We start from the raw sequence: 25,784 nt of genomic DNA on the forward strand, positions 1-25,784 counted from the left end.
ATCGACATCATCGCGGTGTACGGGCTGACCCTGCTGGTGCTCACTCCACTCGTGCGAGCACGGGATTCGGTGCTGTGGTGGACGGGCCTGGTGACGCTCGTTCCCGCGACCCTCCTGCTGGCCTGGCAGACCGTGGCGGCCCAGGCGAGGCCCGTCACCGGGGCGGGGTTCATGGAGCCCACCCTCGGCGCGCACCTCGTCGCCAACATCCCGTCCTGGCCGGTGGAGACCGCGATCTCCACCGTCATGGTGGTGCCGGGCATGCTCGTGGGCCTCTGGGCCGCCAGGCGCCGGATCCTCGACGAGCCCGAGCGGCACCTGCCGTTGCTGCGCCGGATCAGCTTGATCTTCATCGGCGTGTCCATAGCCGGCAGGCTGCCCGCGGCTCTGCTCGCGACCGGCGTGTGGACGACCGGCTCGGCCCCCGTCAGCTGGGCGGTCGCCGTCGCGCACGACCTGACCGGATACGCGGGCGGCATCGGCATGGCCGCCATCGTCGCTCTCATGGTCCCCGACTCGCCCGACGTCCAGGACGTGCTGACCGGCGACGGCGGCGTGTTCGCCCATGCCGCCCCCGGCACGCTGGTCATCGACTTCTCCACGATCCGCCCCGACGTCACCCGCGAGCTGGCCGCCGAGGCGGCCCACCGGGGCCTGCGCTACCTCGACGCCCCCGTGTCGGGCGGCGAGGCGGGCGCGAAGAACGCGGCCCTGTCGATCATGGTCGGCGGCGAGAACGAGGCGTTCGAGGCCGCCAGGCCGATCTTCGACGCGGTCGGCAGGACCGTGGTCCACGTCGGCCCCAGCGGCGCTGGCCAGACGGTCAAGGCGGCCAACCAGCTCGTCGTCGCCGCGAACATCGAGGCGCTGGCCGAGGCGGTCGTGTTCCTGCGGGCGTACGGGGTGGACCTGGAGGCGGCGCTGGAGGTGCTCGGCGGCGGCCTGGCCGGCTCCGCGGTGCTGGCGCAGAAGCGCGCCAACCTGCTGAGCCACTCCTTCGAGCCGGGCTTCCGCATCGCCCTGCACCACAAGGACATGGGCATCGTCACGTCGGCCGCCCGCGAGGCCGGCGTCGTGCTGCCGCTCGGGGCGCTGGTCGCCCAGCTCGTGGCGGCGGCTGACGCGTCCGGCGACGGCGCGCTCGACCACTCCGCGCTCCTGCGCGTGGTCGAACGCCTCTCCGGCCGGCCGTCGTAACGGACGAGGTGCGCTCAGGGGAGCCGCTCGCGGTAGACGGCCCTGGCGCGCTCGTAGAGGTCCAGGTGGTCGTCCAGCTGCGCGGCGCTCTCGAAGGTGCCGTACTCCCGCAGCAGCACCTCCAGCCGGTCCAGCCAGGCCAGGCACCAGCGCACGTCCGCCTCCCTGGCCACGTGCTCGCCCGCGACGTCCACGTACACCGGGCTGGTGTGGGCGTACGCGCCGGCTCCGTGCATGGTGCGTGGGTGCGGTCCGCCCGAGGCGATCGCGACCACGTACGTGGGCTCGCTCACCGCGATCGACGCGACCAGCCGACCGGGCGGCCCCTGCGCGAGCACGCCCGCCGCGGTGCGGATCTCCAGGGACTCGACCTCGGGCCCGATCGAGGAGACCACGATCTCCACCCGCTGCCCCGGCGCCAGCTCCAGCGTGTCGCCCGGCCCGTGGCCGTTCACGGTGAGCTCCAGCCACGGCCCGGTGGTGGCGAAGGTGCGGCCCAGCAGGATCGCCTCGGTGAAGGACTCGGCGGTGAGCGGACCGGCGACGTTCGCGTACACCCGCTCCCACCCCGGCGGGCTGGACGCGGTGCCGCGGCGGCAGAAGGAGAGCACGGCGTCCGTGCCCGCGGTGACCGTGAGCCTGTTGCCCGCGCCGATCAGGCGGCGGTAAACGGCGGCGGTGGCCTGGACCGAGGAGTGATTGAGCACGTCGAGGGTGTCGATCAGGCCGAGCGCGGCGTCCGCGACGATCTCCCTGGCCGCGCAGTTGCGCCCATCGCTGAGTACCACGTCGGGCGGGTCGTCGTCGGAGAACGCGGTGTGGAAGGGGTGCCCGTAACTGGTCACCCCGCCGAGCGCCCGCAGCTCCTCCAGGGCGACCGCGTTGGTCGGCCAGTCGGCCGTGCCCTCGAACCCCGTGTGGTAACGCCGCGGCGGCTCCCGCAGGCCGAACGCGGTGACGTGGCCCACGACGTCGTTGCGGTACTCCACGCCGATCCTCGCCAGGTGCCTGTCGTCCGACCACGGCAGGTCCTCGCCCGCCCAGTGCGCGAGGGCCTCGACGTCGTAGACACGCGCGCTCGCCACGTTGCCCGCCACGAGGTTGAGCACGTGCAGGTCCTCGCCGTGCTGCGCCGCCGCGGCCAGCGCGGGCGCGGCGGGCTCCTCGCCCATCCAGTTGAGGTGCACGTGCAGGTCGCCGCCGTACCAGCCGCGGGCGGCCGCGTCGTACAGTCGCTCGGGCGCCAGCTCGACCAGCGTTTCCGCGCCGGCCTCCGGGATGACGACGATCTCGGACGAGGCGTACTCCATGCCCCTGGCCACTGTCACCGTGATCGGCTCGGCGGGCACCGTGATCGCGAGGTCGTCGCCGTGGAAGTACGGCCTGCGGTGGCCGTCCCTCTTGGGCGGGGCGCCGTCCGGATACCAGCCCTGCCCGTTCGCGCCCGTCACGCTCCACCGGCAAGGGAAGCCCGCCCGCACCCTGATCGTGGCCGCCTCCGCCCGCCTGCACAGCGGCGACACATCGACGGGCCGCCCGCCCACGCTGACCTCCCGCTCCAATGGGACCACCCTGGCGCCGTGGGGCACCACTTCGTACGGCCTGCCGTCCACGGCGACCGTGACAGGCTCGTCCATGCTGGAGTCCAGCAGCAGCGACGTGCGGAAGGGACGGCCGCCCAGCACCACCTGCGTGTCGGCCTCCAGCGCGACCCCCTCGGGCGTCAGGCGCAGCGCGGCCAGGTTGTCCAGCACGTCGCCCGCGAGCGCATCGCGTACGGCCCGCTCCGGATCGACCTCCTCGAGGTGGTCTTCGATCTGCTCCGGGGGATAGAGCTCGGCCAGCTGCCGCCGCGCGGCGTTCCAGTAGTTGTAGCGGCGGTCGAGGAAGACGGTGGCCCAGGCCTGGGCGACATACGTGATGGGCGGCTCGCCCCAGCAAGGACCATGGGAGTCACGCAGCTCGCGGTAGTCGGCCAGCGCACGGGCGACGGAGGGGGGAAACAGCGGATCGTCACACATCGGGCACTCCCTGAATCGGACGCGTCGTCATCGTGACACGAATCGCCGTCTGCGGGTACGGGGAGGCCATGACGAACATCATCGATCGTGAAGCCGTACAGGACCTGGTCGCCACCGGCCAGGCCCAGCTCGTCGAGGTGCTGCCCGAGGCGGAGTACGCGTGGGCGCACCTGCCCAAGGCCGTGAACCTGCCGCTGGCCGCGATGGGCACGTCGGCGGGCGAGCTCGACCGGGAGCGGCCCGTCATCGTCTACTGCCACGACTGGCTCTGCGACCTGAGCCCGCGGGCCGCGCACCGGCTCGACCGCCTCGGGTTCCGCGAGGTGCACGACTACCGGCTGGGCAAGATGGACTGGCTCGCGGCGGACCTGCCGTACGAGGGCAGTGCCGAGCTGGTGTCGCGGAACGTGCGCCGCGACCCCGTGACGGCCGCCCTCGACGACCCGCTGGACGAGCTCACCGAGCGCATCATCGCCGACCCGGCCGGGCTCGCCGTCGTGGTGGACGAGGACGACGTGGTCCAGGGCGTGGTCGGATCACGTGAACTCAAGGGCGCCGACCTGAACGGCACCGCCGAGCGGGTCATGCGCGTCGGCGTGACCACGGTGCGGCCGAGCGAGCAGCTCGGACCCCTGATCCAGTGGATGGACCGTGCCAAAGTGGACCACGTCGTCGTCACCCAGATGGACGGCAGGCTGGTGGGCCTGTTCGGGCTGGGCGACGTGCGCTCGCCCGAAACCGAGTCCGACCTGGGGTGACTAACGCCGGTTCAACCGGAAGTTGGGTTGCCCGGGCACGCCCGGCTGCGCGTCGAGCGACTTGTCGTCGAGGATCTGCACCACATCCTCCGCGACGAAGACGCGTACGTCCTCCTTCTCGACCACCTGGTCACCAGTGTGCGGCGTGCTGGCCAGCGACAGCTCGAGCGTCCCCGCCGCATCGGGCTTCGGGGAGATGCGCAGGCCCGCGTCGGCAGGCACGTCCTCTCCCACCATCAGATCACGGATCGCCTCGACGGCGTTGTCAGTCAATGTCAGCACAGCGAGCTCCTTCGCCATCGACGAACCCTTCGCCTCCCCCACGACCCTCGTCCCAAACCCGGCATGTCATGACAGCTCCCGGGTAGCGGTGCGGCATGGGTAAGACCGACAAAGCCGTCCTCGACGTCCTGCTCGACCGCTACGGCCGGACGTTCGCCAAAGAGGCCGGCATCAAGCTCGCCGACCAGCCCAAGCCGCTGTACCAGCTGCTCGTCCTGGCCAATCTGCTCAGCGCCCGGATCTCGGCCGAGATCGCGGTCGCGGCCGCCAAAGAGTTGTTCAAGGCGGGGTACGGCACGCCCAAGGCCATGCGGGACGCGAGCTGGCAGGACCGCGTGGACGCGCTGGGCCGCGGCCACTACCGCCGCTACGACGAGCGCACCTCGACCATGCTGGGCAAGACCGCCGAGCTGCTCCTGGACCGCTGGAAGGGCGACCTGCGCCGCCTGCGCGAGGAGGCCGGCGGCGATGTCCGCAGGATCACGCAGCTGCTGACGGAGTTCCCCGGCATCGGCCCGACTGGGGCCGACATCTTCCTGCGCGAGGTCCAGGCGGTGTGGCCCCAGGTCGCGCCGCACCTGGACAAGCGGGTGCTGGACGGCGCGGAGAAGCTCGGACTGCCGCGCCAGGAACGCCCGCTGGCCCGGCTGGCCCATTCGAACGACGAGCTGGCCCGGCTGTCGGCGGCGCTCGTACGGGTGTCGCGCAGCAAGAAGACGGTGGACGAGGTGATGGCCGCCGTCCACTGACCGCGCACCCGAACCGTCGTGGGTGCCGTGGCCGGACGCGGGCGCTCTGTTAGGTTCGGGTTCATGGGTGAGTTTGTGAGCGTCGAGGTGGCCGACCAGATCGCCACGATCCGTCTTGACCGTCCGAAGATGAACGCCCTCAACGGCCAGGTCCAGCGGGAGATCGCCGAGGCCGCCCGCGAGGTGGACGCCGACCCGCAGGTGCAGGCGGTGATCGTCTACGGCGGCGAGAAGGTCTTCGCCGCCGGCGCCGACATCAAAGAGATGGCCGACATGTCCTACGCCGACATGGCCACCCACTCCCGTACGCTCCAGGCCTGCTTCACGGCGGTCGCCCAGATCGGCAAGCCGGTCATCGCCGCCATCGCCGGATACGCCCTGGGCGGCGGCTGCGAGCTCGCCCTCTGCGCCGACTTCCGGGTCGCGGGGGAGTCGGCCAAGCTGGGCCAGCCGGAGATCCTGCTCGGCATCATCCCCGGCGCCGGAGGCACGCAGCGCCTGCCGCGCCTGATCGGCCCGGCCCGCGCCAAGGATCTGATCTTCACGGGCCGCCACGTGCCCGCCGCCGAGGCGCTCGCGATGGGCCTGGTGGACCGGGTGGTGCCCGACGAGCAGGTATACACCGCCGCCCTGGAGTGGGCCGCCACGTTCGTCGGCGGCCCCACGGTCGCGCTCCGCGCCGCCAAGCAGGCCATCGACCAGGGCCTGGAGGTCGACCTCGACACCGGCCTCGAGGTGGAGCGCCTGCAGTTCTCCGGCCTCTTCGCCACGGACGACGCCAAGACAGGCATGCGGGCGTTCACGGAGAGGGCCAAGCCCAAATTCACAGGTCGTTAACGAGAAAGTCAGCCCATTCGGATAGCTCGTCCTTTCGGGCGGGGGTTTACCACTATGGTGGCGTTTCATGATGCGCGTCCTGGTCCCCGCCCGGCTCCGGAAGGCCGTGCGCACGTGGTTCGACTCCCGCTACATCTCCATTTCCGACCATCGTCAGGACATCAGGGACGCGCTCTGGGAGGTCCAGACGCTGCGGCGGGAGATGGCGACCCTACAGAGCGAGGTCGAGCGCCTCAGGAACGCCCGCCCGGTGGCGACCGACAAGGTTGACAAGACTGACAAGGCGAAGCTCGACGACGCCCACCGGCTGGCCCAGGAGACGGCGAAGGCGCTGGACGGCGTGCTCCAGAACGAGGTCCTGGTCTGGCAAGCCATCGACGACCTCCGCGCCGGCCGTACCGCCGGCGAACAGGGAGCACAGTCGTGCGCGTGACCTGGGCCGGCACGGGCCTGACCTTCCGCCTCGACGCGGCGGACGAGATCACGGGCAAGGCCTCCGACGAGCACCCCGTCAAGCTGGCCACCAACTCCTGCTCCATCGGTGGCGTCCCCGACGACGCCCACCCCGACCTCTTCGCCGTGGCCGCCTGGACGGTCGTGGCGCCGTGGACCAGGAAGCGGATCGCCTTCGACCGCGCCATCTCGGCCCAGGTGGCCGAGGCGCTGCACGCCGGCTGGGGCGTCGAGGCGGGCCCGGTGGGGGCGGAGCCGCGCCAGACCGGCGCCAGGCTGGCGATCTCGTACAGCGGCGGCGCGGACTCCGTGGCGGCGGCCACGATCTACCCCGAGGCGCCCTTCGTGCATTTCCGGCGGATGCCCCATCCGCGCGTCCCCAACCGCTGGTCCCACTACCGATCGGACGTCCTGGCCAAGCTCGCCGCGAAGACGGGGCGCGAGCTGAGCACGGTCAGCTCCGACCTCGAGTTCACGCTGGCCGAGCCCCGCCCCGGCTACCCGGAGCACCACGCGGTCGCGGCGGGCGCGTTGCTGCTGGCCGACCAGCTGGACCTCGGCGGCCTGGGCTTCGGCTACGAGCTCGGTTCGCGCTGGCTCGGCGGAGACCGCTATCTGTTGCGCTACACCCCCGACAACCCGATGTGGTCGCCGCACGGAAAGTGGGGCAGGCTGTTCGCCGCCGCCGGCGTGCACATCGTGCTGCCCGTCGGCGGGGTGAGCGAGGCGACCACCATGCGCCTGGCCCTGGGCTCCGACCTCAAGGACTACGTGCGCTGGTGCCTGCGCGGCGCCGACGGCCCCTGCCGTACCTGCGGGAAGTGCCTCTACAAGGAGCTCATCCAGGCCGCCGTCGAGCGCCGCCCGCTCGACACGCCCATCACCGCCGACCGCCCGGTCGCCCGCAAGTGGCTCAGGAAGCCGCCGTACGGGGGGATGGAGATGATCCAGTACGGGCTGGCGCGCGTGCCCGGCATCGAGAACACGCTCTTCGCGGGGACGCTCGACTACTTCGACGTCACGGAGGAGTCCACGAGCTGGCTCGACCGCTGCTACCCGCGGGCCCTTGAGGAGATCCCCGATCAGTGGCGCGGCGAGGCGACGGCGTTCGTCGGCGAGCACGTCGGGCTGATGACAGAGGACCAGGTCCGCCAGGTGGAGACATGGGGCTCCTGACCCCGTTCGAAGGACCCGGCAGTAGTTGAGGAGCGAGGACGCGTGAAGGTTTATCTGTCGGTGGACATGGAGGGCGTGACGGGGTTGACCGACCCCGAGGAGATGCACGCCGGCAAGCGCGGTTACGAGCGCGGCTGCGAGCTGATGACCGCCGACGCCAACGCCGCCATCGAGGGGGCGTTCGACGCAGGGGCGGCCGGCGTGCTGGTCAACGACGCCCACGGGTCCACGAAGAACCTCAGGATCGAGCTGCTGGATCCCCGGGCGAGCCTCATCCGCGGCCCCGGGAAGGCGCAGCGGATGGCTCAGGGGCTCGACGGGTCGTTCCAGGCCGCGTGCTTCGTGGGGTACCACGCCCGCGCGGGCGTCCAGGACGGCGTCCTGAACCACACCTGGATGGGCAAGGAGATCCAGAACGTCTACCTCAACGGCGACCTGTGCGGCGAGACGCGGCTCGTCGCGGCGTGCGCCGGGTTCCACGGGGTGCCGGTCGTGCTGGTGACCGGGGACGAGGCCGTCGGCGCGGAAGCGCGCGAGCTGCTGGGCGATGTCGAGACGGTGGCGGTGAAGAAGGGGATCGACAAGTTCTCGGCCGAGTTGTTGCCGCCCAGTGTCGCCCAAGCCAGGATCCGTGAGGCCACGGCGCGAGCGCTCCGCCGGTTGACCGACTTCACGCCGTACCAGGTGCCGGCGCCGTACACACTTGGGGTGGAGTGGAACTCCACCGCCATCGCCGCCGCCGTGGCGCTGGTCCCGGGGGTGAAGACGGTGGGGTCGCGTCACACGGAGTTCACGACTGACGACTTCACGCAGATCATGGCGCTGTTCGGCATCTTCGCCACCATCGGCGGCCAGATCGCCTGCGGCAGCGGTCCGTACGGCTGAGCCGGGGGAGCGAGGAGACGGAGAAGTGGACGGGGCGGCACTGACGCGGCGGGGGTTACTCGTCGGGATCGGGGCGGTGGGCGGCGCGGGAGCCATGTACGCCGCCATGGGCGCACTCGGCCTGGCGCCGTCGGAGCAGGACAAGCAGTTCGTCGCTCCCCGGCCGGGCGACTTCAGCCTGCGCGGCAAAGGGGCGGCCAAGGTCGTGATCCTGGGCGCCGGGGTGGCAGGGCTGACGGCCGCGTACGAGCTGGGCAAGGCCGGGTACGACTGCACGCTGCTCGAAGCCAGGGACCGGGCGGGCGGGCGGAACCTCACCCTGCGCGGCGGCGACCGGCTGGCCGAGCTCAACGGCCCCACCCAGGAGGTGAAGTTCGGCGAGGGCGTCTACTTCAACGCGGGCCCCGGCCGGATCGCCCCGTGGATGGTGACGCTGGACTACTGCCGCGAGCTGGGCATCCCCATCGAGACCTTCGTCAACAACAACGCCGCAGCCTACGTGCACACCAACGGCCAGACGATGCGGGCACGCACCGCCCGAGCAGATATGTACGGCTATATCGCGGAATTACTGGCCAAAGCGACAAATGTCGGTGCGCTCAACAAGGCCATCACCAAAGACGACCAGGAAAGGCTGCTCGAGTTCCTCAGACGGTTCGGCGACCTGGGCCCCAAACTCGAGTACGAAGGGTCCATGCGGCGCGGTTTCGTGAAATATCCGGCAATAGGCGTCGGCACCCCGCTCGCCGCCCCCGGCTCGCTCCGCCAGGTCCTCGCCGCCGGCACCGGCCGGGCCATCACCAACGACTTCGGCTACGACCAGGCCACCCCCATGTTCCAGCCGGTCGGCGGCATGGACGCCATCGTCGCGAAGCTGACTGAGGCGGTGGGCAAGGACCGGATCAAGACCGGCGCCCGGGTCACCAAGATCACCAATCTCGAAGACGGCGTGGAGGTCCGCTACGAGGGCGGCAGCGTCAAGGCCGACTACTGCATCGCCGCCCTCCCGCCCCACCTCCTCGCCAAGATCCCGCACAATCTGGGCGACCAGGTCACCACCGCGCTCAAGACCCCCATCCCGGTCGCCACCGGCAAGATCGGCCTGGAGTACGGCAAGCGCTGGTGGGAGCTGGAGGACCGCATCTACGGCGGCGTGACCGAGACCGACCTCGACATCACGCACATCTGGTACCCGTCCCACGGCTACCACTCGGAACGCGGCCTCCTCGTCGGCTACTACAACACCGAGCAGAACGCCGAGCTGTACGGAGCCCTCACCCCGGAGGACAGAAGGCGCAGAGCGCTCACCCAGGGCAAGAAGATCCACGGCGACAAGTACCGCCAGAACCTCCTGTCCAGCGTCTCCATCGCCTGGCACCGCCAGCAGCACATCCAGGGAGGCTGGGTGCGCTGGCCGGACTTTGATTCGTCCTTCACTTTTCTGCAACGCCCCGCCGGAAGGGTTTACTTCGCGGGCGACTGGCTCACCCATCTGATCGCCTGGCAGGCGGGGGCCATGGAGTCGGCCCGCGGCGTCGTCACCCAGCTGCACCAGCGAGTGCTGCAGTCCGGGTGATGCCGCACGCTGCTCCCGTGACTGGAGTTAGGGTCCTGGGAGAAAGCGATCGAGGAGAGATGGGATGGCGTTGCACTGGGTGCCCGCGACCGAACGGACCGACCTGCTGGCCGATCCGGTGGCGGCGGCCGTGGGGGACATAGAGGGTGCCGAGGTGGCCGAGATCGACCCCGAGCTGGCCGACACGGCGGCGTTCTGCGAGCGGTACGGCGTGACACTCGACGAGTCGGCCAACTGCGTGGTCGTGGCGGCCAAGCGGGGCGGCGAGACGCGCTACGCCGCCTGCATGGTGCTCGCGACGATGCGCGTGGACGTCAACGGCGTCGTCCGCAGGCACCTCGACGCCCGCAAGGCGAGCTTCGCGCCGATGGCCGACGCGGTCGAGCTGACCGGGATGGAGTACGGCGGCATCACCCCGCTCGGCCTGCCGGGCGACTGGCCGATCCTGGTGGACACGCACGTCGCCGAGCACCCGAGGGTGGTGATCGGGAGCGGCGTGCGCAGGTCCAAGCTGGCCGTCTCCGGCGCCGCGCTGGCCGGGCTGAAGCACGCCGAGGTGCTGCCGCTGGCCGGTTGACAGAAAACTGAAGCCGATTCGAGACCGTGGGATGGGAAACCGATGGGGCCTTTCTGGACGTTGTACGAGTGGGAATGTGGCCTCATGGTTCATCTCGTGGGCGGGGATTAAGCCGGTATGGTGCTTCATGCCATGAACGATGACCGACTAGGCCCTTACCGGCTGCTCAGGCGGCTAGGTGAAGGCGGGATGGGCGTTGTCCACCTTGCTGTCGACCCCCAGGGGCGGCAGGTGGCGGTCAAGGTCCTGCGCGGAGAGGTCGCCGGCGACGAGGTCGCCAGGCGGCGGCTTTCGCGTGAGGTCGAGACGATGCGGCGCGTGCGGAGCAAATACATCGCCGAGGTGCTCGACGCCGACGTCACCGGTCATCGCCCGTACATCGTCACCCGCTACGTCCCCGGCCCCCCACTCGACGAGATCGTCAAGGACGACGGGCCGCTCGATCTGCCCGCGCTGGTCAGGGTCGCGCACGGGGTGGCGTCCGCGCTGGACTCCGTGCACTCGGTGGGCGTGATCCACCGCGACCTCAAGCCGGGGAACGTGCTGATCCTCGACGGAGAGCCCGTCCTGATCGACTTCGGCATCGCCCAGGCGGTGGACGCGACGCGGCTGACGCAGACCGGCATGTTCATCGGCACGCCCGGCTACCTCGCCCCCGAGATCATCGAGGGGCAGGAGGCCGGTCCCGAGGTCGACATCCACGCGTGGGCGGGCACGCTGCTGTTCGCGGCGACCGGCCTGCCGCCCTTCGGCAAGGGCACGCTGGAAATGATCTTCTACAACATCACCGCGGGCAAGGCCGACGTGAGCGCCGCACCCGCGGAGCTGCAGCCGCTGCTCAAGGCCGCGTTCCAGCGCAATCCGAACAAGCGCCCCAGGGCGGGCGAGCTGGCCGCGAAGACCATCAGGATCCTGCCCGAGAAGAAGGCCGTCTCGCCCGACGACATCTTGACCGTCCCGCGCCCCAAGGAGGTCGTGCCCGACCTCGCGCCGGTGCAGGACAAGCCGTCGTACGACATCTCCACGCCGCCGGTGACGCCGAAGCGCCTGCTCGAGTCGCAGGAGCAGTCCGCCCCGCCGCCGCAGGAGCAGGAGTACGTCTCGCTCCTGCCCAACCAGCCCGACCCGTGGCCGACCCGCAGGGTGACGCCCGAGGAGCTGCGGCGGATCCAGCGCGAGAGCGGGATGACCCCGCCCTGGCAGCAGCAGCCGGTCAACAACCACGGCCTCGCGGCCCCGCCCGGCGAGGGCGACGTGCCGACCAAGCGGGTGCGTCCCGAGTCGCCCGACTACGGCAGGCTCCACACGCCGGTGCCGAACGCGCCGGTCCCCAATGCCCAGGGCCACGGCGCGGGTCCCGCCCTGCCCGACTACGCCAGGCCCGCGCCGAGCCCGCTCCAGCCGCCCCCGTACATCCCGCCGCAATACCCGCAGCCCGAGCCGTACGTCCCGGCGGTGCCGTCAGTCAACGGGCTGCAGCGTTCCAAGGCGTACGGCGTGGCGAGCGCGATGCTGCTCGTCCTGATGATCGTGGCCGCGGTGCTCGCGCCCCTGGTCGTCGCGGTTCTGGCGATCCCGGCGGCGATCCTGCTGCGCGCGGCCGACCTGGCCCAGCCCCAGCTCGCCGGCCGCAGGGCCGCGGGGGCGGCGGCCGCCGACGTGGTCAAGGTGTTCGCCCATCCCCAGGCGCTGGCCAAGTCGGTGGGCATCACGCTGGCGCTGGTCCTCTACGCGCTCATCCTCGGCCTGCCGGTGACCCTGCTGCTCACCGTGGTGGCCAGAATGGATCCGTCCAATGCCCTGGCCTGGGGCGCCGCGGTCGCGCTGTGGACCGTGTGCGCGGGTCCGGGAGTGGAGGGTCCTGGCAAACAGATGCGCAGGACGCTCTCATCGCTCGTACCCTCGAGAACAGCGGCGATGGTGATGGCGGGAGTCCTCGCGGCGGGTGCCGCGCTCTCGCTGATCCTCGCTGCCGGCACGTTCGGGGACAAGCCAAGGGGGGCCGTATGGACTCCGCTGAACGTCGATCCAGTGGTCGAGCAGCTAGAAGGTCTGAGGGGGAATTCCGGGGGATGACGCGGGGAAGGTGGCGATGAACACCCAGGCAGCAGACCGCCTCGGCCCGTACCGTCTGGTCAGGAAGATCGGCGAGGGTGGCATGGGGGTCGTCCACCTCGGTCTCGACGGCGAGGGGCGCGAGGTCGCCATCAAGGTCCTCCACCCGCACGTGGCCGCCGATCTCAAGGCGCGCGACCGGCTCACCCGCGAGGTCGAGACCATGCGCCGGGTACGCAGCCCGCACGTCGCCGAGGTCATCGACGCCGAGCTCGTGGGCGGCCAGCCGTACGTCGTGACCCGCTTCGCGCCGGGTCGCACGCTGGAGGACACCGTCCTGGCGGAAGGTCCGCTGGAAGCGCGCGAGGTCATCAGGCTCGCCCAGGGGCTCTGCCAGGCGCTGGTGGCCATCCACGCGGCCGACGTGATCCACCGCGACTTCAAGCCGTCCAACGTCATGCTGGTCAACGGCGAGCCGCTGGTCATCGACTTCGGCATCGCCCACCTGGTGAACGCGACCAGGCTGACGCAGACCGGCATGTTCGTGGGCACGCCCGGCTACCTGGCGCCCGAGATCATCCGCGACTCCGACATCACGCAGGCGGCCGACGTGCACGCGCTGGCCTCGACGGTGTTCTTCGCCGCGACGGGCGCGCCGCCGTTCGGCACGGGGACGTTCGAGGCGGTCTGCTTCAACATCATGGAAGGGCGGGCGCAGCTCGACAAGGCGCCCGCGTGGCTGCGCGGCTGGCTCGGCAGGGCGCTCCAGGTCGATCCCGCGACCCGGCCCGGCGCGCAGGAGCTGCTGCGGATGGCCAGGGCGCTCGATCCCTCGGTGACCACGTTCCACGAGAACTCCTTCGACGGGGCCTCCTCCGACGGGCCGACGGGCACCAAGCGCATGGGCGGCGGCACCCGGACCATGGACACGTTCTCCGACCTGCTGCCACCGGTCGAGTACGGCAGGCCCGCGCCGCCCCCGCACAAGGAGGAGAGGCCGCCACCGTACCGGGAGGAGAGGCCCCCGCCATACCGGGAGGAGAGGCCGCCTCCCTACGTACCCGCACCGGTCGCGGCCAGGCCGCCGACGCCGCGCCCCGACCAGCGGGTCGCCGGCTACCCGGCGCCGCCGCCGACGGCGCCGTCGCAGGCCAGGCCACATACGCCGCCGCCCCGGTACCAGCCGCCGGCCGAGCGGAAGAGATACCTGTTCGGCAGCCAGTTCGTGGGCCTGCTGCTGCTGGTCACGCTGGTGGCGCTGACCGTCATGATGCCGGTCATGGTGGGCGCGGTCGCCGTCGCGCTCGCCCTGGTGCTGCGCCTTGGCGAATACCTCTTCGGCGACCTGGTCAAGCGGCGCCAGATACGCGGGAGCAGTTCGGCCGATCCGCTGCTGGCGGTGGCCGGCACGCCCTGGGCGCTGGTGAAGTCCGCGCTCATGACGGTCGTGCACGTGCCGCTGGCGCTGCTGTTCGGCCTGTGTGTCTGGGGCGCGCTCCGCTGGGTGGGCCAAATGGGGTTCAACGAGGCGGCCTCGTTCGCGGCGGGCGCCTTCGTGGCGGGCCTGTTCGTGCTGCCGGGCGGTGGCGCGCCGCGCAAGGCCGTCACCCGCTCGCTGACCGGCGTGCTGCGCAGCCCCGGTGCGGCGCTGGTCGCGGTCGTGGTGGTGGGCACGGCGGCGCTGTTCGCGGTGATGTTCGCGCTAGGGCAGGACCCGGTGTGGTATCCGTGGCGGGCACCGGAGTCGGTCTTCGACGACCTGGCGAGCGACGCCAAGCAGAGCACGATCGGCCTGATCACCGGAATGATCGACAGTCTGCTCAAAGACCTCGGATTGGGCTTCCTGACGTCCTGGTTCTGAGTGTCCCCGCGGGCTCTCGGGGGGAGAGATGAGGGTATGAGCGAGCGCCTCGGCCCATATGAGCTCCTTTCCCGGCTCGGGGCGGGCGGGTTCGGCGAGGTGCACCTCGCGCTCGACACCGAGGGCCGTACGGTCGCGGTCAAGGTGCTTCACCCCCACGTCGCCGCCGACGGCGGGGCCCTGGCCCGGCTGGGGCGCGAGGTGGAGACCATGCGCAGGGTCGGCGGGCCGCACGTGGCGGAGGTGCTCGACGCCTCGCTGGAGGGCGCCAGACCCTACCTCGTGACCCGCTACGTCCAGGGCCGCCCGCTCAGCGCCGTGCCGGTGCCCGTCGCCGACCTGCGCACGCTGGCCTCCGGCCTGGCCGACGCGCTGCTCGCCATGCACGAGGCCGGGGTGGTGCACCGCGATCTCAAACCGGCCAACGTGATGATGGCCGAGGGCGAGCCCGTCGTCATCGACTTCGGCATCGCCAGCGCGCTCGACTCGCTGTCGGTCACGGCCTCCGGCGCGGTGGTGGGCACGCCCGGCTACCTCGCCCCCGAGGTGCTGGAGGGCAAGAGCGCGGGCATGGAGGCCGACGTGTTCTCCTTAGGGGCGACGCTGGCCTACGCGGCGACCGGGCAGCAGCCGTACGGGCAGGGGCCCGCCTCCGCGGTCGCGTACCGGGTGGTGCATCACCCGCCCGATCTGGAGGGCGTTCCCGAGTGGCTGGCGCCGCTGTTACGTGAGTGCCTGGCCACCGACCCGTCCGCGCGGCCGACGGCCGCGCAGCTCTGTGCCAGGCTCGGGGTCGAGCCCGTTCCCCACGTACGCGAGGTCCCGCCCCGAGAGGTGCGGGCCGCCGACGACATGGCCACCAGGGAGTGGCGGCCGGGTAAGGAGCGGCATCGCAGGTCGGTGGAGGAGTCGAGGGCCAGGCACCGGGAGAAGGTACGCAGACGCTGGCTGATCGGCTCAGGGCTGTTCGTGTCGCTGCTGGCCGCCGCCGCCCGCGAGCCGCTGCCCGAGGTGGCGCTGTTCCTGCTGGCGGCGTACGCGCTGGCCGTGGTGTCCGACGCCGGGGTGGCGCTGTTCTCGCACAGCCCCTACCGGCGCAGCCGATTGATCGCGGACCTGGCCAGTGTGGCGGGTGCCGTGGGGCTGTGCTTCGGGCTGGCGGCGATGTTCAGCACGTTCACGCTGGTGCTGTTCGCCGGCACGGCGCTGGTGGTGGGGGTCGTCTTCCTGCTGTCAGCCTAGACCGAACAAAGTTCTGTATAGTTGGTAGCTGCAGGTTTGCGGTTAAGCTACTCATGGGTAACATGACTCGCGGAAAACTGAGGCACACCCTCTGTCGGTGGCCCGACGGGCACCTGGCAGTCTGGACAGCATTGCATTCGGCGTCCATCGCAACGAGGCGGTGGCGCACGCGAACACGGGAGGTCGGCCGCCGGCCATGAACATCGTCGTCTGCGTGAAGCAGGTCCCCGACACTGCGACCGAGCGCAAGCTGCGGTCCGATGACAAGACGCTCGACCGAGACGCCGCCGACGGCGTGGTCAACGAGCTTGACGAGTACGCGGTCGAAGAAGCGCTGCGGCTCAAGGAGGCCCACGGTGGTGAGGTGACCGTGCTCACCATGGGGCCCGGCAAGGCCACCGAGACCATCCGCAAGGCGCTGGCCATGGGGGCCGACAAGGCCGTCCACCTCAGCGACGACGCGCTGCACGGCTCGGATGCGCTGTCCACCTCGTACGCGATGGCGCAGGTGCTCAAGAAGATCGGGTTCGACCTGGTCATCCTGGGCTCGGAGTCCACCGACGCGCGCACCGGCGTGCTGGCCGCGATGCTGGCCGAGCGCCTCGGCGCGCCGCAGCTCACGCTGGCCAACAAGGTCGACGTCGACGGCGCCTCGATCACGATCCAGCGCATCACCGACTACGGCTACGACAAGGTCGAGGCCACGCTGCCGGCCGTCGTCTCCGTGGTCGAGAAGATCAACGAGCCGCGTTACCCCTCGTTCAAGGGCATCATGGCCGCCAAGAAGAAGCCGGTCGAGACGCTGGCCATCGGCGACGCGTCCATCGACGCCGCCCACGTGGGCCTGGCCGCCGCGTGGTCCTCGGTCGTCGACTTCGCCGCCGCCCCGCCGCGCGCGGCCGGCACGATCGTCAAGGATGAGGGCGACGGCGGCACGAAGGCCGCCGAGTTCCTCGCGTCCAAGAAGTTCATCTGAGAACGGGAGTATTTACAGAAATGTCGGAGATTCTCGTTCTCGTCGAGCAGGTCGAAGGCGAGGTCAAGAAGGTCACGCTCGAGCTGCTGACCCTGGCCCGCGCGCTCGGCACCCCCGCCGCCGTCTGGGCGGGCCCCGGCATCACGCCGGAGGCCAAGGCCAGGCTGGCCGAGTACGGCGCTGAGAAGATCTACGTCGCGCCGTCGAGCGACATCGTGGAGTACGTGGTCGCGCCCAAGGCCGAACTGCTCGCCCAGCTCGTGGCCGACAAGTCGCCGGCCGCCGTGCTCGTGGCCGCCACGCCCGAGGGCAAGGAGACCGCCGGCCGCCTCGCCATCAAGACCGACTCCGGGGTCATCACCGACGCCGTGGGCCTGGGCGAGGGCTTCGTGGCCGACCAGTCCATCTTCGGCGGCGGCGTCAACGTGCAGTCCAAGGTGAGCAAGGGCACGCCGATCGTGGCCGTACGCCCCAACTCGACCACCCCGGAGCCCTCGGCCGGGGCCGGGACCGAGGAGGAGGTGTCGGTCACGCTGTCCGACGCCGCCAAGGCGGCCCGCGTGGTCGAGCGGGTCAAGCAGGAGAAGGGCGCCCGTCCCGAGCTGACGGAGGCCGCGATCGTGGTCTCCGGCGGGCGCGGCGTCGGCTCGGCCGAGAACTTCTCGATCATCGAGCAGCTGGCCGACTCCCTCGGCGCCGCCGTGGGCGCCTCACGCGCCGCCACGGACGCCGGGTGGTATCCGCACCAGTTCCAGGTTGGGCAGACGGGGAAGACCGTGTCGCCGCAGCTGTACATCGCGGCGGGGATCTCCGGCGCCATCCAGCACCGGGCCGGCATGCAGACCGCCAAGACGATCGTGGCGATCAACAAGGACCCGGAGGCGCCGATCTTCGAGCTGGCCGACTATGGCGTGGTGGGCGACCTGCACCAGGTGGTGCCGCAGCTCACCGAGGAGGTCAACAAGCGCAAGTAGGCCCAGGGGGACAAGTGGCCCCAGGGGGAACGGCATGGCCTTCGCTGGACAGCGCTTCGCGCATAGAGCTCAGGCTGTGACATCGGGGGGCGCCGCCCCCCGAACCCCCAGCTCAAAGGCGCGCTCCTCGCAACGAGGCGCTTCGCGCCGGAGACTCGGGCTGTGACATTGGGGGGCGCGGCCCCCCAACCCCCGCTTAAAAGCCGCTTCGCCGATTCGTCAGCCGGTTGCGTTCGCGAGGGGCATGCAAAGAGGGGAAGGCGTTGCTACGCTTGTAGCAAGTCGCCTACAGTTGTGGTATGGCCGCCATTCCTGCCCGAGAACTGCGCAACAACACCGCTGAGGTGCTGCGACGCGTTGAATCCGGCGAGGAGATTGAAGTTCTCCGAGACAATCGACCGGTCGCGAAGATCATTCCAATCTCTCGTCGTCGCCGCTGGATTTCCGCAGTGGAAATCGGCACCGAACTGACCCGCCTCGGCGTCGACACGACCGGCCTGGCGGACGAACTACGGGAGACTCTCGTCGAGACGACGGACGATCTGCCATGGTAGAACGCAAGCGCGCGTTGGCTGACACGTCGATCTTCATCGGATTGGAAGCAGAGCGCTTCGACGCCAGTCGGTTCGCGGACTATGTGTGGGGCGTGTCGGTGGTGACGCTCGGTGAGCTCAGGCTCGGGGTGCTCCAGGCTCGCGATCCCGACACGTCCGCCCGCCGACTCAACACTTACCAACTCGCCGAACGCTTCGAGCCGATCGCGATCGACGAGGCCGTCTCCGATGCGTGGGCTTTGCTGGTTTCCCGGCTACGAGCCGCCGGACGCAAGGCGCCCATCAACGACAGCTGGATCGCCGCCACAGCCATCGCGCACCACATTCCTGTCGTCACGCAGGACTCGGACTATGACGAGATGCCAGGCGTCGAGGTCATCAAGCTGTGACTTGGGGGGTGGCCTCCAACCCCCCCGCTAAAGCCGGGTTCGCCGGGCGACTACCTGTATACATATGCCCCTTTTCATCCTGAGCGGCGGTTGTCTGCGATTGACCGCAGGACGAGGACGGCCTGCACGACGGCGGTGGCACTGTGAACAGCAGCACAGTTTGGTCAGCACCGTCCACGTCTTCAGCTCGCGATGGCGCGCTCGCCGAGTGCGCGGATGCGGGCCTGGGGAGTGATTGACGTCCTTTTGCCCGCGTGACGGCCACGACGGGTGGCGATGGGCAGAGCGGGCGAGGTCCCGGCGACGCGGTTGATGGAGATGAGCGTTCCGGGCGGCTATGGTGCGCCTTACCCCGATTTGATCTAGCTCGCAGGAGTGCCCGGTGATGAACGCGAGGGAGCCAGACTGGGCGTGCGTGGGCAGGTCTCTTGCCAAGGTCCTGGCCGTCACCACGGCGCTGTTCCTGGCCTTCAGCGCGGTCGACCGGGTTCTGTGGGTTGTTCATCGACTCCGACGACGAGCGGATGGCTCGGGTGTACGGCACAGCCGCCCGCATCGCGAACCCGGACAAACGCTTGACGAACGGTCACGGCGATGGCTGGGAACTGCTGGAGACCACCTACACGCTGTGGGGGGAGCCGCGTCGGGCCGGTCCCAGCGAGGGTGGGACCGAGTACGAGATCGTGGAGAACCTGTTCGGCACCGTCCGGGCTCCCTCCCTCGACGGGCCGTCCGGCAGGTGGGACGACGCGATCGATGCTGTGGGGGCAGACCTCGGCATCGACAGCGAGGATTCGGTGGAAAAGGCCCGGGAGACCATTGATGGGCTTCCCCAGACGCTCGACGCCGTCGCGGTCGTGGAGTTCGCGGACTCGATGACCACCGAGCGGCTCGTCGCCTTCAACCGGAGACACAAGATCTGCGGAGGGGCGGGCGTCTCCTACATCTACTCTCCGTCCTACTACGACGACTCAAGCACACCGCCCTCGATGAACGCGGTCGTCTGGAACCGCGACATGACCAAGAAGGACATCTGGGCGGATCTCACCTATCACCCCATGGAAGGTGCTGGTCCGGCTCCTAGGAGACGAACTTTGCGGTGGGACTTCAGGGCGCCGCGCCGAGCGAGACTCCACTGTGCCGCTGCCGACCAGAGACGCCTGCCAACCGGCCTGCGCGTAGGCGATCATGCCGCCTTCGACGACTCCGATGCCCACCCTCATGCCCGCAGCACGGTGACCTGCCGCCCCGCCGGGGTGCGGGCCTGATCGAACCGGACCCGCTCCTCGATCGGCGACGCCTCAGGACGGCGATTCCCCCGGGCCACCAGACCGAGATCACGCACGTAGGAGAAGTCGTCCTGGAAGGTTTCATCGTGGTCGGCCGGCGTGCCTGCGACCACCGGTTCGAGCACTCGCTTGACCCGGGGTTCGTACAGCTTGGCGACAAGAGAATCCAGGTGGGTGGCGCGGTCGCGGATGAGGCGCTCTTTGGCCTGCTCCATGTGTGCGGCGGTGATCGTTCCTCTGGAGGGACCCGCATCCAAAAGGTGATCTGCCAAGCCAGGGCGTTGATCAGCCAGGGTTGGCCGCGGGTGAAGTCGAAGGCCGCGGCAAGGGCTTCCTTGGTGAACTCCTGCCCGGTTTCGGCGGTGTGCTGGCCGTACAGCTCCCTGACGTCCTCCGGGGTGAGGTCGCCCAGGCGAAGCGACTCGACCGATATGTTGAAGGGGCTGATCGCGCCGAGCCGGGTGGGGTCGCCACCTGAGGCGATCTTGTATTCGCGCACGTCCCTCAGCCCGCACAACACCACGGAGTTGGGAAACGGAACGCCTCTGGGGCGATTGTTGTGGCCGATGCGTAGTTGCCGCAGGACCGACTTCAGGCTCTCCCCGTACAGCGCGTCGATCTCGTCGATGAGCAACACGAGCGGGAGCTCGCACTGGGCTGCCCACGCCTGGAGAGCGGCGCCCAGCCGTGCACCCGGAGGGGTCTCAAGCCAGGAGTTGGGCGGCGACTTGGTGTACCACTGGAGCTCGTCCAGCAGCATCAACTCCGCGGCCTCGTAGTCGTCGCCCGCCACGGAGGCCTCCTCGCAGGAGATCATCAGCGCCACGGCGGCGCCTTCCTTGGTGAGCTCATGCTCCAGGGAATGGAGCACGGTCGTCTTGCCCGACTGACGCGGAGCGTGGATCACGAAGAAGCGGTCCAAGTCGATCAACTGGCGCGCCTCCGGCAGCCGGGGCTGCGACGGCAGCACGTAGTGGAGCCGGGGGTCGCATGGTCCGGTGGTGTTGAAGTACTTGGGCTTGGCCACCGTCACAGTGTGAAACCGGACGGTGACAGATTCGATCGAATCGGCTCACGAGCCAGATCTCACGCTGCCCAATTGCCCACCCCCTGCGCGCCGTTTCCCGCATTTCGCGCGGCGTCGGGCCGTCGAAGAACTCAGAGCACGATCAAGCACGGTCCGCCCTGCGAGTCCCTATGTCGGCCGGTCGTCAGGAAGGCCCCTTCCCAGGCCTGCCGACACGCCGAGGTCTCTGGCCTGGTGAACTGTGCAGACGGACAATCCGGGCATGGCGGATTCACCGATCAGGGCAGGATTCGTGGTCTTCACCGTCTGCTGGCTGGCGTTCCAAACGTTCATCATGTACACGGTCGGTACGGTCGTCCAGCAAGACTCAGGTCCGGCGGCGGGGTTTGTGGACGAATGTCAGGCCGCGAGCTCCGCGGGCTCGCGTTCGACGGCCGGAGCCGGGGCGATCGCAGTGGGCTCCCTGCGCGGGAGGAGCCGGGAGGCGAGGGCGATCAGCGCGCCGAGGACGACCCCGATGCCGAGCGCGGTACGCAGCGAGGTGGCGTCCGACAGGAAGCCGATCACCACCGGGCCGAGCAGCAGACCGGCGTATCCCATGGCCCCTGCCTGGGCGATCGCCGGTCCCGGCGTGTCGGTCGCGGTGCCCGCCAGCGACAGCGTCAGCGGCGAGATCGTCGCCACGCCGAGCCCGACGAAGAACATCGTGAACACCGCCACCGACGCCGCCGGCGCGAGCAGCACCACCGCGAAGAACCCCGCCGTCGCCACGCCCGACACGGTCAGCATGCCGCGGACGCCGAACCTCGTGCGCAACCGGTCACCGGTGAGCCTGGCGACCAGCATGCCCACCTCGAACACCGGGTAGCCGAGGGCCGCCAGCGCCTCGGGGGCGCCCAGTTCGTTCCGCAGGTAGAGGCCGTTCCAGTCGGCGACGGTGCCCTCCACCATGAACGCGAAGAACATGATCGCGCCGAGCAGGTAGACGATCGGGGGCATGCGCCGGCGGGCCTCCGCCATGGTCCCCGTCGCCGGGGGCTCGGGCAGGTACGTACGGCCGAGCCCGACCATGACGGGCAGCGAGACCAGCCCGATCAGCGCCACGTTGGCGGTGAACGGCAGCCCCACGGCGATCGCCAGGCTGCCCAGCGCGCCCGCGGAGATGGCGCCTACGCACCAGCCCGCGTGCATGCCGTTCATCAGCGGCCGTCCGTACGCCTGCTCGACCGTGGAGCCCTGGGCGTTCATGGCCACGTCCACGGTGCCGAACGCCATGCCGAAGAAGGCGACGGCCACCAGGAGCAACGGGAGGTTCGGCGCGAACGCCACGGCCAGGAGGCCCAGCGCGGTGAGCGGCCCGCCGACCCGCAGCACGGCCCTGCTGCCCGCGCGGGCCATCACCTTTCGCATGGACTGCATGGTCGCCAGCGCGCCCAGGCCCCATACGAGCAGGATCGTGCCGACCGTCGACTCGGAAAGGCTCAGCTTGTCGGTCAACGCGGGGATGCGCACCGTCATGGTGCCCACCATCAGGCCGGCGAGCGCGAACGTAAGGATCGCCCCGTAACGAGCGCTCCTCAGGGCGCGGGTCATTAGTACACCTCACACAAAGTCATATTTTTTCGCGATATTTCGCCCGCAAGGACCCGCTAGGTCGCCGCGTGGCACTGCCCCACTTCGCCGCACCCCCGAGGACCTGCACCCCCACAGTGGCGGAAGGGGGTGCGTCCCTCGCGGCAGGAGGGCACGCAGGGCCGCGTGCCCACGGTTAAGGCGGAAGGCGGAAGCAAGAGTCTGGAACCGGCGTTGGCCCAAGCCTCCGCCGGGCCGAGCGTCCGCCGGGCCGAGCCGCGTTCAGCCGGAGCCCGGCCAGGCCGGACAGGCCGGACAGCGGCGGGCCGGGCCAGGACAGGCGAGGGCCGGGCCGGTTGGCGTGGGTCGGTGGGGAAGGCCGCCGAGCGCCGGGGCCGGGCAGGCCAGTTAGGAGGGGGGTTTGAGGAGGGTTTTCAGACGGGACTCGAGGGCCTGGAGGTCGTCCTCCGTGTTCAGCTCCGGGTCGTGGCTGGCCACGTCCCAGAGCCCCTCACACGCCAGCCGCACGATCTGCGACGCCAGCGGATCCGGCTCCTCGTCCAGCTCCTCGCGATGCCAGCGGGCCATCGCGTCGCGCAGCGGCGCCAGCAGGAAGAGGTTGCCGGAAGCCCCCGTGACCACGGCCCATCGTCGCAGCCGCCCGGAGCGGACGGCGGCCAGCGTGGCGCCCAGGTAGCGCTCGGTGTAGGTCTCGCCGTGCTGCTCGGCCACGAGGTGGTCGAAGTCCTCGATCAGGCGCTCCACCATGCCCTTGATCAGGGCCTCTTTGGAGCCGTAGTGATAGAGGAGGCCGCCCTTGCTGACGCCCGCCCGGTCCGCCACGGCGGCCAGGGTGAGCGCGGCAGAGCCCTGGTCGCAGAGGAGATCCTCCGCCGCGTCCAAAAGCTCGTCCCTTCGCATGTCCGTAACTGTACCGTCCGGACGGTACAGTTGCAAACGAGATACCCTGATCGGGTGACCACACCGTCGGCCTATCTTGATCATGCGGCGACCACGCCCATGCTGCCCGAGGCGATCGAGGCCATGACGGAGCAGCTCCAGCGCGTCGGAAACGCCTCATCCCTGCATGCCGCGGGCCGCCGGACGCGCAGAGTGGTCGAGGAGTCACGCGAGACGATTGCCGACGCGCTCGGCGCGCGGCCCAGCGAGGTCGTGTTCACCTCGGGCGGCACCGAGGCCGACAACCTCGCGATCAAGGGGCTCTACTGGTCGCGCCGTCCGAGGCGGCGCATCCTGATCAGCTCCGTGGAGCACCATGCCGCGCTCGACCCCGCCCGGTGGCTGGCCGACAGCCAGGGCGCGGAGGTGGAGCTGCTCGACGTGGACGCGTACGGCCGGGTCCAGCCCGACACGCTGCGCGAGGCCATCGAGCGCGACCCCGGCAACGTGGCCATGGTCAGCATCATGTGGGCCAACAACGAGGTCGGCACGGTCCAGCCCGTTCACGTGCTGTCCGCGATCGCCCACGATCACGGCATCCCGTTCCACACCGACGCGGTCCAGGCGGTGGGGCAGCTGCCTGTGTCGTTCTCCGCCTCGGGGGCCGACGCGCTCACGATGACCGGGCACAAGATCGGCGGCCCGATGGGGGTCGGCGCGCTGCTGCTGGCCAGGGGGCTGACGCCGGTCTCCGTGCAGCACGGCGGAGGGCAGGAGCGCGACGTGCGCTCGGGCACGCTCGACGCGCCCGCCATCGCGGGGCTGGCCGCCGCCGTCACCACGGCAGTCAAGGAGCAGGAGGCCCTGAGCCGCCGCCTGACGTCGCTGCGCGACGAGCTCATCCAGCGGGTACGCGAGGCCGTCCCCGACGTGGTGCTCAACGGCGACCCGGACCTGCGGGAGGCAAGCGCTTCGCCGGCACGGCTGCCCGGCAACGCCCACTTCTCCTTCCCCGGCTGCGAGGGAGACGCGCTGCTCATGCTGCTCGACGCCAAGGGCGTGGAGTGCTCGACGGGCTCCGCCTGCTCGGCGGGCGTGGCGCAGCCGTCCCACGTGCTGTTGGCCATGGGGGCCGACGCGGCGGCGGCGCGGGGCTCGCTCAGGTTCACGCTGGGGCACACCTCGTCCCGCGACGACGTCGACCGCCTGATCGAGGTGCTGCCCGCCGCCGTCGAGCGCGCCCGCCGAGCCGGCCTCAGCTGACCACCGACCGGCCTCAGCTGACCATGATCGGCCGCAACTGACCACCGACCGGCCTCAGCTGAGGGCCGAGCAGCCGGGCGAGCTCAGCAGACGGGCAGACCTCAGGTGAGGAAGGCCATCACGGCCGACCAGGCGGGATCGGCGGCCACGTCCACCCGGGGCTCGCCCTCCTCCCAGCTCACGATCAGCTCCTTGGCGTGGATCGCCGCGTCGCCGGTCGGGTCGGCGTACACGTGGATGATCCGGTGCCCCTCGGCGCTCATGTGCGCCGCGAGCACCGCGTCGTCGCGCAGCTTGAGCAGCCGCGCGGCCAGGCGCTCCTCGAAGTCGCGCAGCGCCGTCAGCGAGTCGCCGACCGGCAGGCCGTTCTCGTCGCGGTGCGCGTACGGCAGCGTGATCGCGATGTGCTGGTCGAACAGCGGATAGTCCACCGGACGCAGCGGATGGCGGGCCGTGGCGACGAGCGGCGCGCCGCTCGCCGTCTGCCCTTCGAGCAGCACCCACTCCTCCTCGGTGTAGCCCGAGGCCAGATCGGCGACCACGGCGGGCAGGTGGGCGGCGGCCACCGAGTCGATCGGCTGGAACGTGGCGGGTGTGATCTCCCCGACCCACCTGGCCACGTCGTCCTCGCCGAGCAGCCAGTCGAGGGCCAGCAGCGTGGCCTCCATCCTGGTGTCCTCGTCGAGCTCGCCGAAGATCGGGTGGAACGCGGCCACGTCCACGCGCGGCTGGTCTCTCGGCACCCGCAGCCCCAGCATCAGCTTGTCGAGCGCGAACTCGTAGCCGCCCACGTCGAGGGTCAGCTCCAGCGCCTGCGGATTGGCCTGCCGTGACGGATGGAACTCCCACAGCAGGTCCGGCGGCGGCGCGGCCTTGGCCCACCGGTGCGCGAGCGAGCGCAGCTCGGGATCGCCCGCCGCGGTCACCACCAGGGCGTGCGCGGCGTTCTTGCCGGGAGCCACCTCCCAGACCAGGCCCGGGTGGATCGCGGCGGCCGCCGGGGCGAGCCGTTCCTCCAGCCCTTCGACCTCGCCCTCGGCGACCAGGGAGTCGAGCCCCGGCCTGGCCTCCTGCCACCACGCCCAGAACTCGGCGATCCCGTCGCCGGCCTCTTCCTCTGCGTCCTTGCGCCCGAACAGTCGCATGGGCTGAATACTCGCAGATGCCGACC

Annotated in this window: 24 protein-coding genes and 2 pseudogenes; 18 read left to right on the top strand and 8 right to left on the bottom strand. The window is 70.4% G+C overall.

All coding sequences use genetic code 11. From position 1 onward, the window contains the following. Positions 1-327 precede the first annotated feature (327 nt). A complete protein-coding gene (locus tag ABN273_RS21780) occupies positions 328-1,197 on the top strand; it encodes an NAD(P)-dependent oxidoreductase (protein ID WP_502911107.1) in 870 nt (289 codons plus the stop codon). Between the two features lie 14 nt (positions 1,198-1,211). Here ABN273_RS21780 and ABN273_RS21785 read toward each other — a convergent pair whose 3' ends face one another. Further along, positions 1,212-3,218 (bottom strand): CehA/McbA family metallohydrolase, encoded by a 2,007-nt coding sequence (locus ABN273_RS21785; protein ID WP_349450781.1) that lies wholly within the window; start codon positions 3,216-3,218, stop codon positions 1,212-1,214. A gap of 68 nt (positions 3,219-3,286) precedes the next feature. Between ABN273_RS21785 and ABN273_RS21790 the strand changes: the two genes are divergently transcribed. Next, complete coding sequence (locus ABN273_RS21790; protein ID WP_349450782.1) at positions 3,287-3,976, top strand: rhodanese-like domain-containing protein; 690 nt, start codon at positions 3,287-3,289, stop codon at positions 3,974-3,976. Here the strand turns inward: ABN273_RS21790 and ABN273_RS21795 are convergent, their stop codons facing one another. Further along, the gene (locus ABN273_RS21795; RefSeq protein ID WP_349450783.1) at positions 3,977-4,258 is read right to left on the bottom strand and encodes a Fe-S cluster assembly protein HesB; all 282 of its coding nucleotides are present in this window, start codon (positions 4,256-4,258) and stop codon (positions 3,977-3,979) included. Between the two features lie 95 nt (positions 4,259-4,353). On the opposite strand from ABN273_RS21795, the gene ABN273_RS21800 reads away from it, so the two are divergent. The 14 genes from ABN273_RS21800 (at position 4,354) to ABN273_RS21865 (ending at position 18,562) form a co-directional block, all read left to right on the top strand. Beyond that, positions 4,354-5,007 (top strand): endonuclease, encoded by a 654-nt coding sequence (locus ABN273_RS21800; protein WP_349450784.1) that lies wholly within the window; start codon positions 4,354-4,356, stop codon positions 5,005-5,007. 63 nt (positions 5,008-5,070) lie between these two features. Further along, entirely contained in the window at positions 5,071-5,844 is a 774-nt protein-coding gene (locus ABN273_RS21805) for an enoyl-CoA hydratase/isomerase family protein (protein ID WP_349450785.1), read from the top strand. Between the two features lie 67 nt (positions 5,845-5,911). Further along, the gene (locus ABN273_RS21810; RefSeq protein WP_349450786.1) at positions 5,912-6,277 is read left to right on the top strand and encodes a hypothetical protein; all 366 of its coding nucleotides are present in this window, start codon (positions 5,912-5,914) and stop codon (positions 6,275-6,277) included. Beyond that, positions 6,268-7,473 (top strand): DUF6395 domain-containing protein, encoded by a 1,206-nt coding sequence (locus ABN273_RS21815; protein ID WP_349450788.1) that lies wholly within the window; start codon positions 6,268-6,270, stop codon positions 7,471-7,473. Before ABN273_RS21810 ends, ABN273_RS21815 begins: the two co-directional genes overlap by 10 nt. Before the next feature lie 42 nt (positions 7,474-7,515). Beyond that, complete coding sequence (locus ABN273_RS21820) at positions 7,516-8,358, top strand: M55 family metallopeptidase (RefSeq protein WP_349450789.1); 843 nt, start codon at positions 7,516-7,518, stop codon at positions 8,356-8,358. A 25-nt stretch (positions 8,359-8,383) separates the two neighbouring features. Further along, positions 8,384-9,934: a flavin monoamine oxidase family protein gene (locus ABN273_RS21825; RefSeq protein WP_349450790.1), complete on the top strand. Its 1,551-nt coding sequence runs from the start codon at positions 8,384-8,386 to the stop codon at positions 9,932-9,934. Between the two features lie 64 nt (positions 9,935-9,998). Beyond that, complete coding sequence (locus ABN273_RS21830; protein WP_349450791.1) at positions 9,999-10,511, top strand: YbaK/EbsC family protein; 513 nt, start codon at positions 9,999-10,001, stop codon at positions 10,509-10,511. A 132-nt stretch (positions 10,512-10,643) separates the two neighbouring features. After that, complete coding sequence (locus tag ABN273_RS21835) at positions 10,644-12,587, top strand: serine/threonine-protein kinase (protein WP_349450792.1); 1,944 nt, start codon at positions 10,644-10,646, stop codon at positions 12,585-12,587. A 16-nt stretch (positions 12,588-12,603) separates the two neighbouring features. Continuing rightward, positions 12,604-14,427 carry a serine/threonine-protein kinase gene (locus ABN273_RS21840; RefSeq protein ID WP_349450793.1) on the top strand — a complete coding sequence of 608 codons (1,824 nt, stop codon included), beginning with the start codon at positions 12,604-12,606 and terminating at the stop codon, positions 14,425-14,427. Positions 14,428-14,463: 36 nt separating this feature from the next. Next, positions 14,464-15,669, top strand: coding sequence for a serine/threonine-protein kinase (locus ABN273_RS21845; protein WP_349450794.1), 1,206 nt, complete (start codon positions 14,464-14,466; stop codon positions 15,667-15,669). Between the two features lie 196 nt (positions 15,670-15,865). Next, a complete protein-coding gene (locus ABN273_RS21850) occupies positions 15,866-16,645 on the top strand; it encodes an electron transfer flavoprotein subunit beta/FixA family protein (RefSeq protein ID WP_349450795.1) in 780 nt (259 codons plus the stop codon). Between the two features lie 20 nt (positions 16,646-16,665). Further along, entirely contained in the window at positions 16,666-17,619 is a 954-nt protein-coding gene (locus ABN273_RS21855; protein WP_349450796.1) for an electron transfer flavoprotein subunit alpha/FixB family protein, read from the top strand. Positions 17,620-17,918: 299 nt separating this feature from the next. Continuing rightward, positions 17,919-18,173, top strand: a complete 255-nt coding sequence (locus ABN273_RS21860; RefSeq protein WP_349450797.1) for a type II toxin-antitoxin system Phd/YefM family antitoxin — start codon at positions 17,919-17,921, stop codon at positions 18,171-18,173. Beyond that, the gene (locus ABN273_RS21865; protein ID WP_349450798.1) at positions 18,167-18,562 is read left to right on the top strand and encodes a type II toxin-antitoxin system VapC family toxin; all 396 of its coding nucleotides are present in this window, start codon (positions 18,167-18,169) and stop codon (positions 18,560-18,562) included. Before ABN273_RS21860 ends, ABN273_RS21865 begins: the two co-directional genes overlap by 7 nt. A 74-nt stretch (positions 18,563-18,636) precedes the next feature. Here the strand turns inward: ABN273_RS21865 and ABN273_RS21870 are convergent. Continuing rightward, positions 18,637-18,841, bottom strand: a pseudogene (locus ABN273_RS21870) (IS5/IS1182 family transposase); the annotation flags it as partial. A 218-nt stretch (positions 18,842-19,059) separates the two neighbouring features. Here ABN273_RS21870 and ABN273_RS21875 point away from each other — a divergent pair. After that, the gene (locus ABN273_RS21875; RefSeq protein ID WP_349450799.1) at positions 19,060-19,830 is read left to right on the top strand and encodes a hypothetical protein; all 771 of its coding nucleotides are present in this window, start codon (positions 19,060-19,062) and stop codon (positions 19,828-19,830) included. Here the strand turns inward: ABN273_RS21875 and ABN273_RS21880 are convergent. The 4 genes and pseudogenes from ABN273_RS21880 to ABN273_RS21890 all read right to left on the bottom strand — a co-directional run bounded on the left by ABN273_RS21880 (position 19,782) and on the right by ABN273_RS21890 (position 23,371). Beyond that, positions 19,782-20,066, bottom strand: coding sequence for a hypothetical protein (locus tag ABN273_RS21880; protein WP_349450800.1), 285 nt, complete (start codon positions 20,064-20,066; stop codon positions 19,782-19,784). The genes ABN273_RS21875 and ABN273_RS21880 overlap by 49 nt on opposite strands. 287 nt (positions 20,067-20,353) lie before the next feature. Beyond that, positions 20,354-20,884: pseudogene (locus ABN273_RS59535) on the bottom strand (ATP-binding protein); the annotation flags it as partial. Positions 20,885-21,277: 393 nt separating this feature from the next. After that, on the bottom strand, positions 21,278-22,471 hold the full coding sequence (locus tag ABN273_RS21885) for an MFS transporter (protein WP_349450801.1): 1,194 nt from the start codon (positions 22,469-22,471) through the stop codon (positions 21,278-21,280). 387 nt (positions 22,472-22,858) lie between these two features. After that, a complete protein-coding gene (locus ABN273_RS21890) occupies positions 22,859-23,371 on the bottom strand; it encodes a TetR/AcrR family transcriptional regulator (RefSeq protein ID WP_349450802.1) in 513 nt (170 codons plus the stop codon). A gap of 54 nt (positions 23,372-23,425) precedes the next feature. On the opposite strand from ABN273_RS21890, the gene ABN273_RS21895 reads away from it, so the two are divergent. Further along, a complete protein-coding gene (locus ABN273_RS21895; RefSeq protein ID WP_349450803.1) occupies positions 23,426-24,613 on the top strand; it encodes a cysteine desulfurase family protein in 1,188 nt (395 codons plus the stop codon). A gap of 101 nt (positions 24,614-24,714) precedes the next feature. Here the strand turns inward: ABN273_RS21895 and ABN273_RS21900 are convergent, their stop codons facing one another. After that, positions 24,715-25,758, bottom strand: a complete 1,044-nt coding sequence (locus tag ABN273_RS21900) for a DUF695 domain-containing protein (RefSeq protein ID WP_349450804.1) — start codon at positions 25,756-25,758, stop codon at positions 24,715-24,717. Positions 25,759-25,784: the final 26 nt, after the last annotated feature.

Source organism: Nonomuraea sp. B19D2 (assembly GCF_040137845.1).
GTDB lineage: Bacteria > Actinomycetota > Actinomycetes > Streptosporangiales > Streptosporangiaceae > Nonomuraea.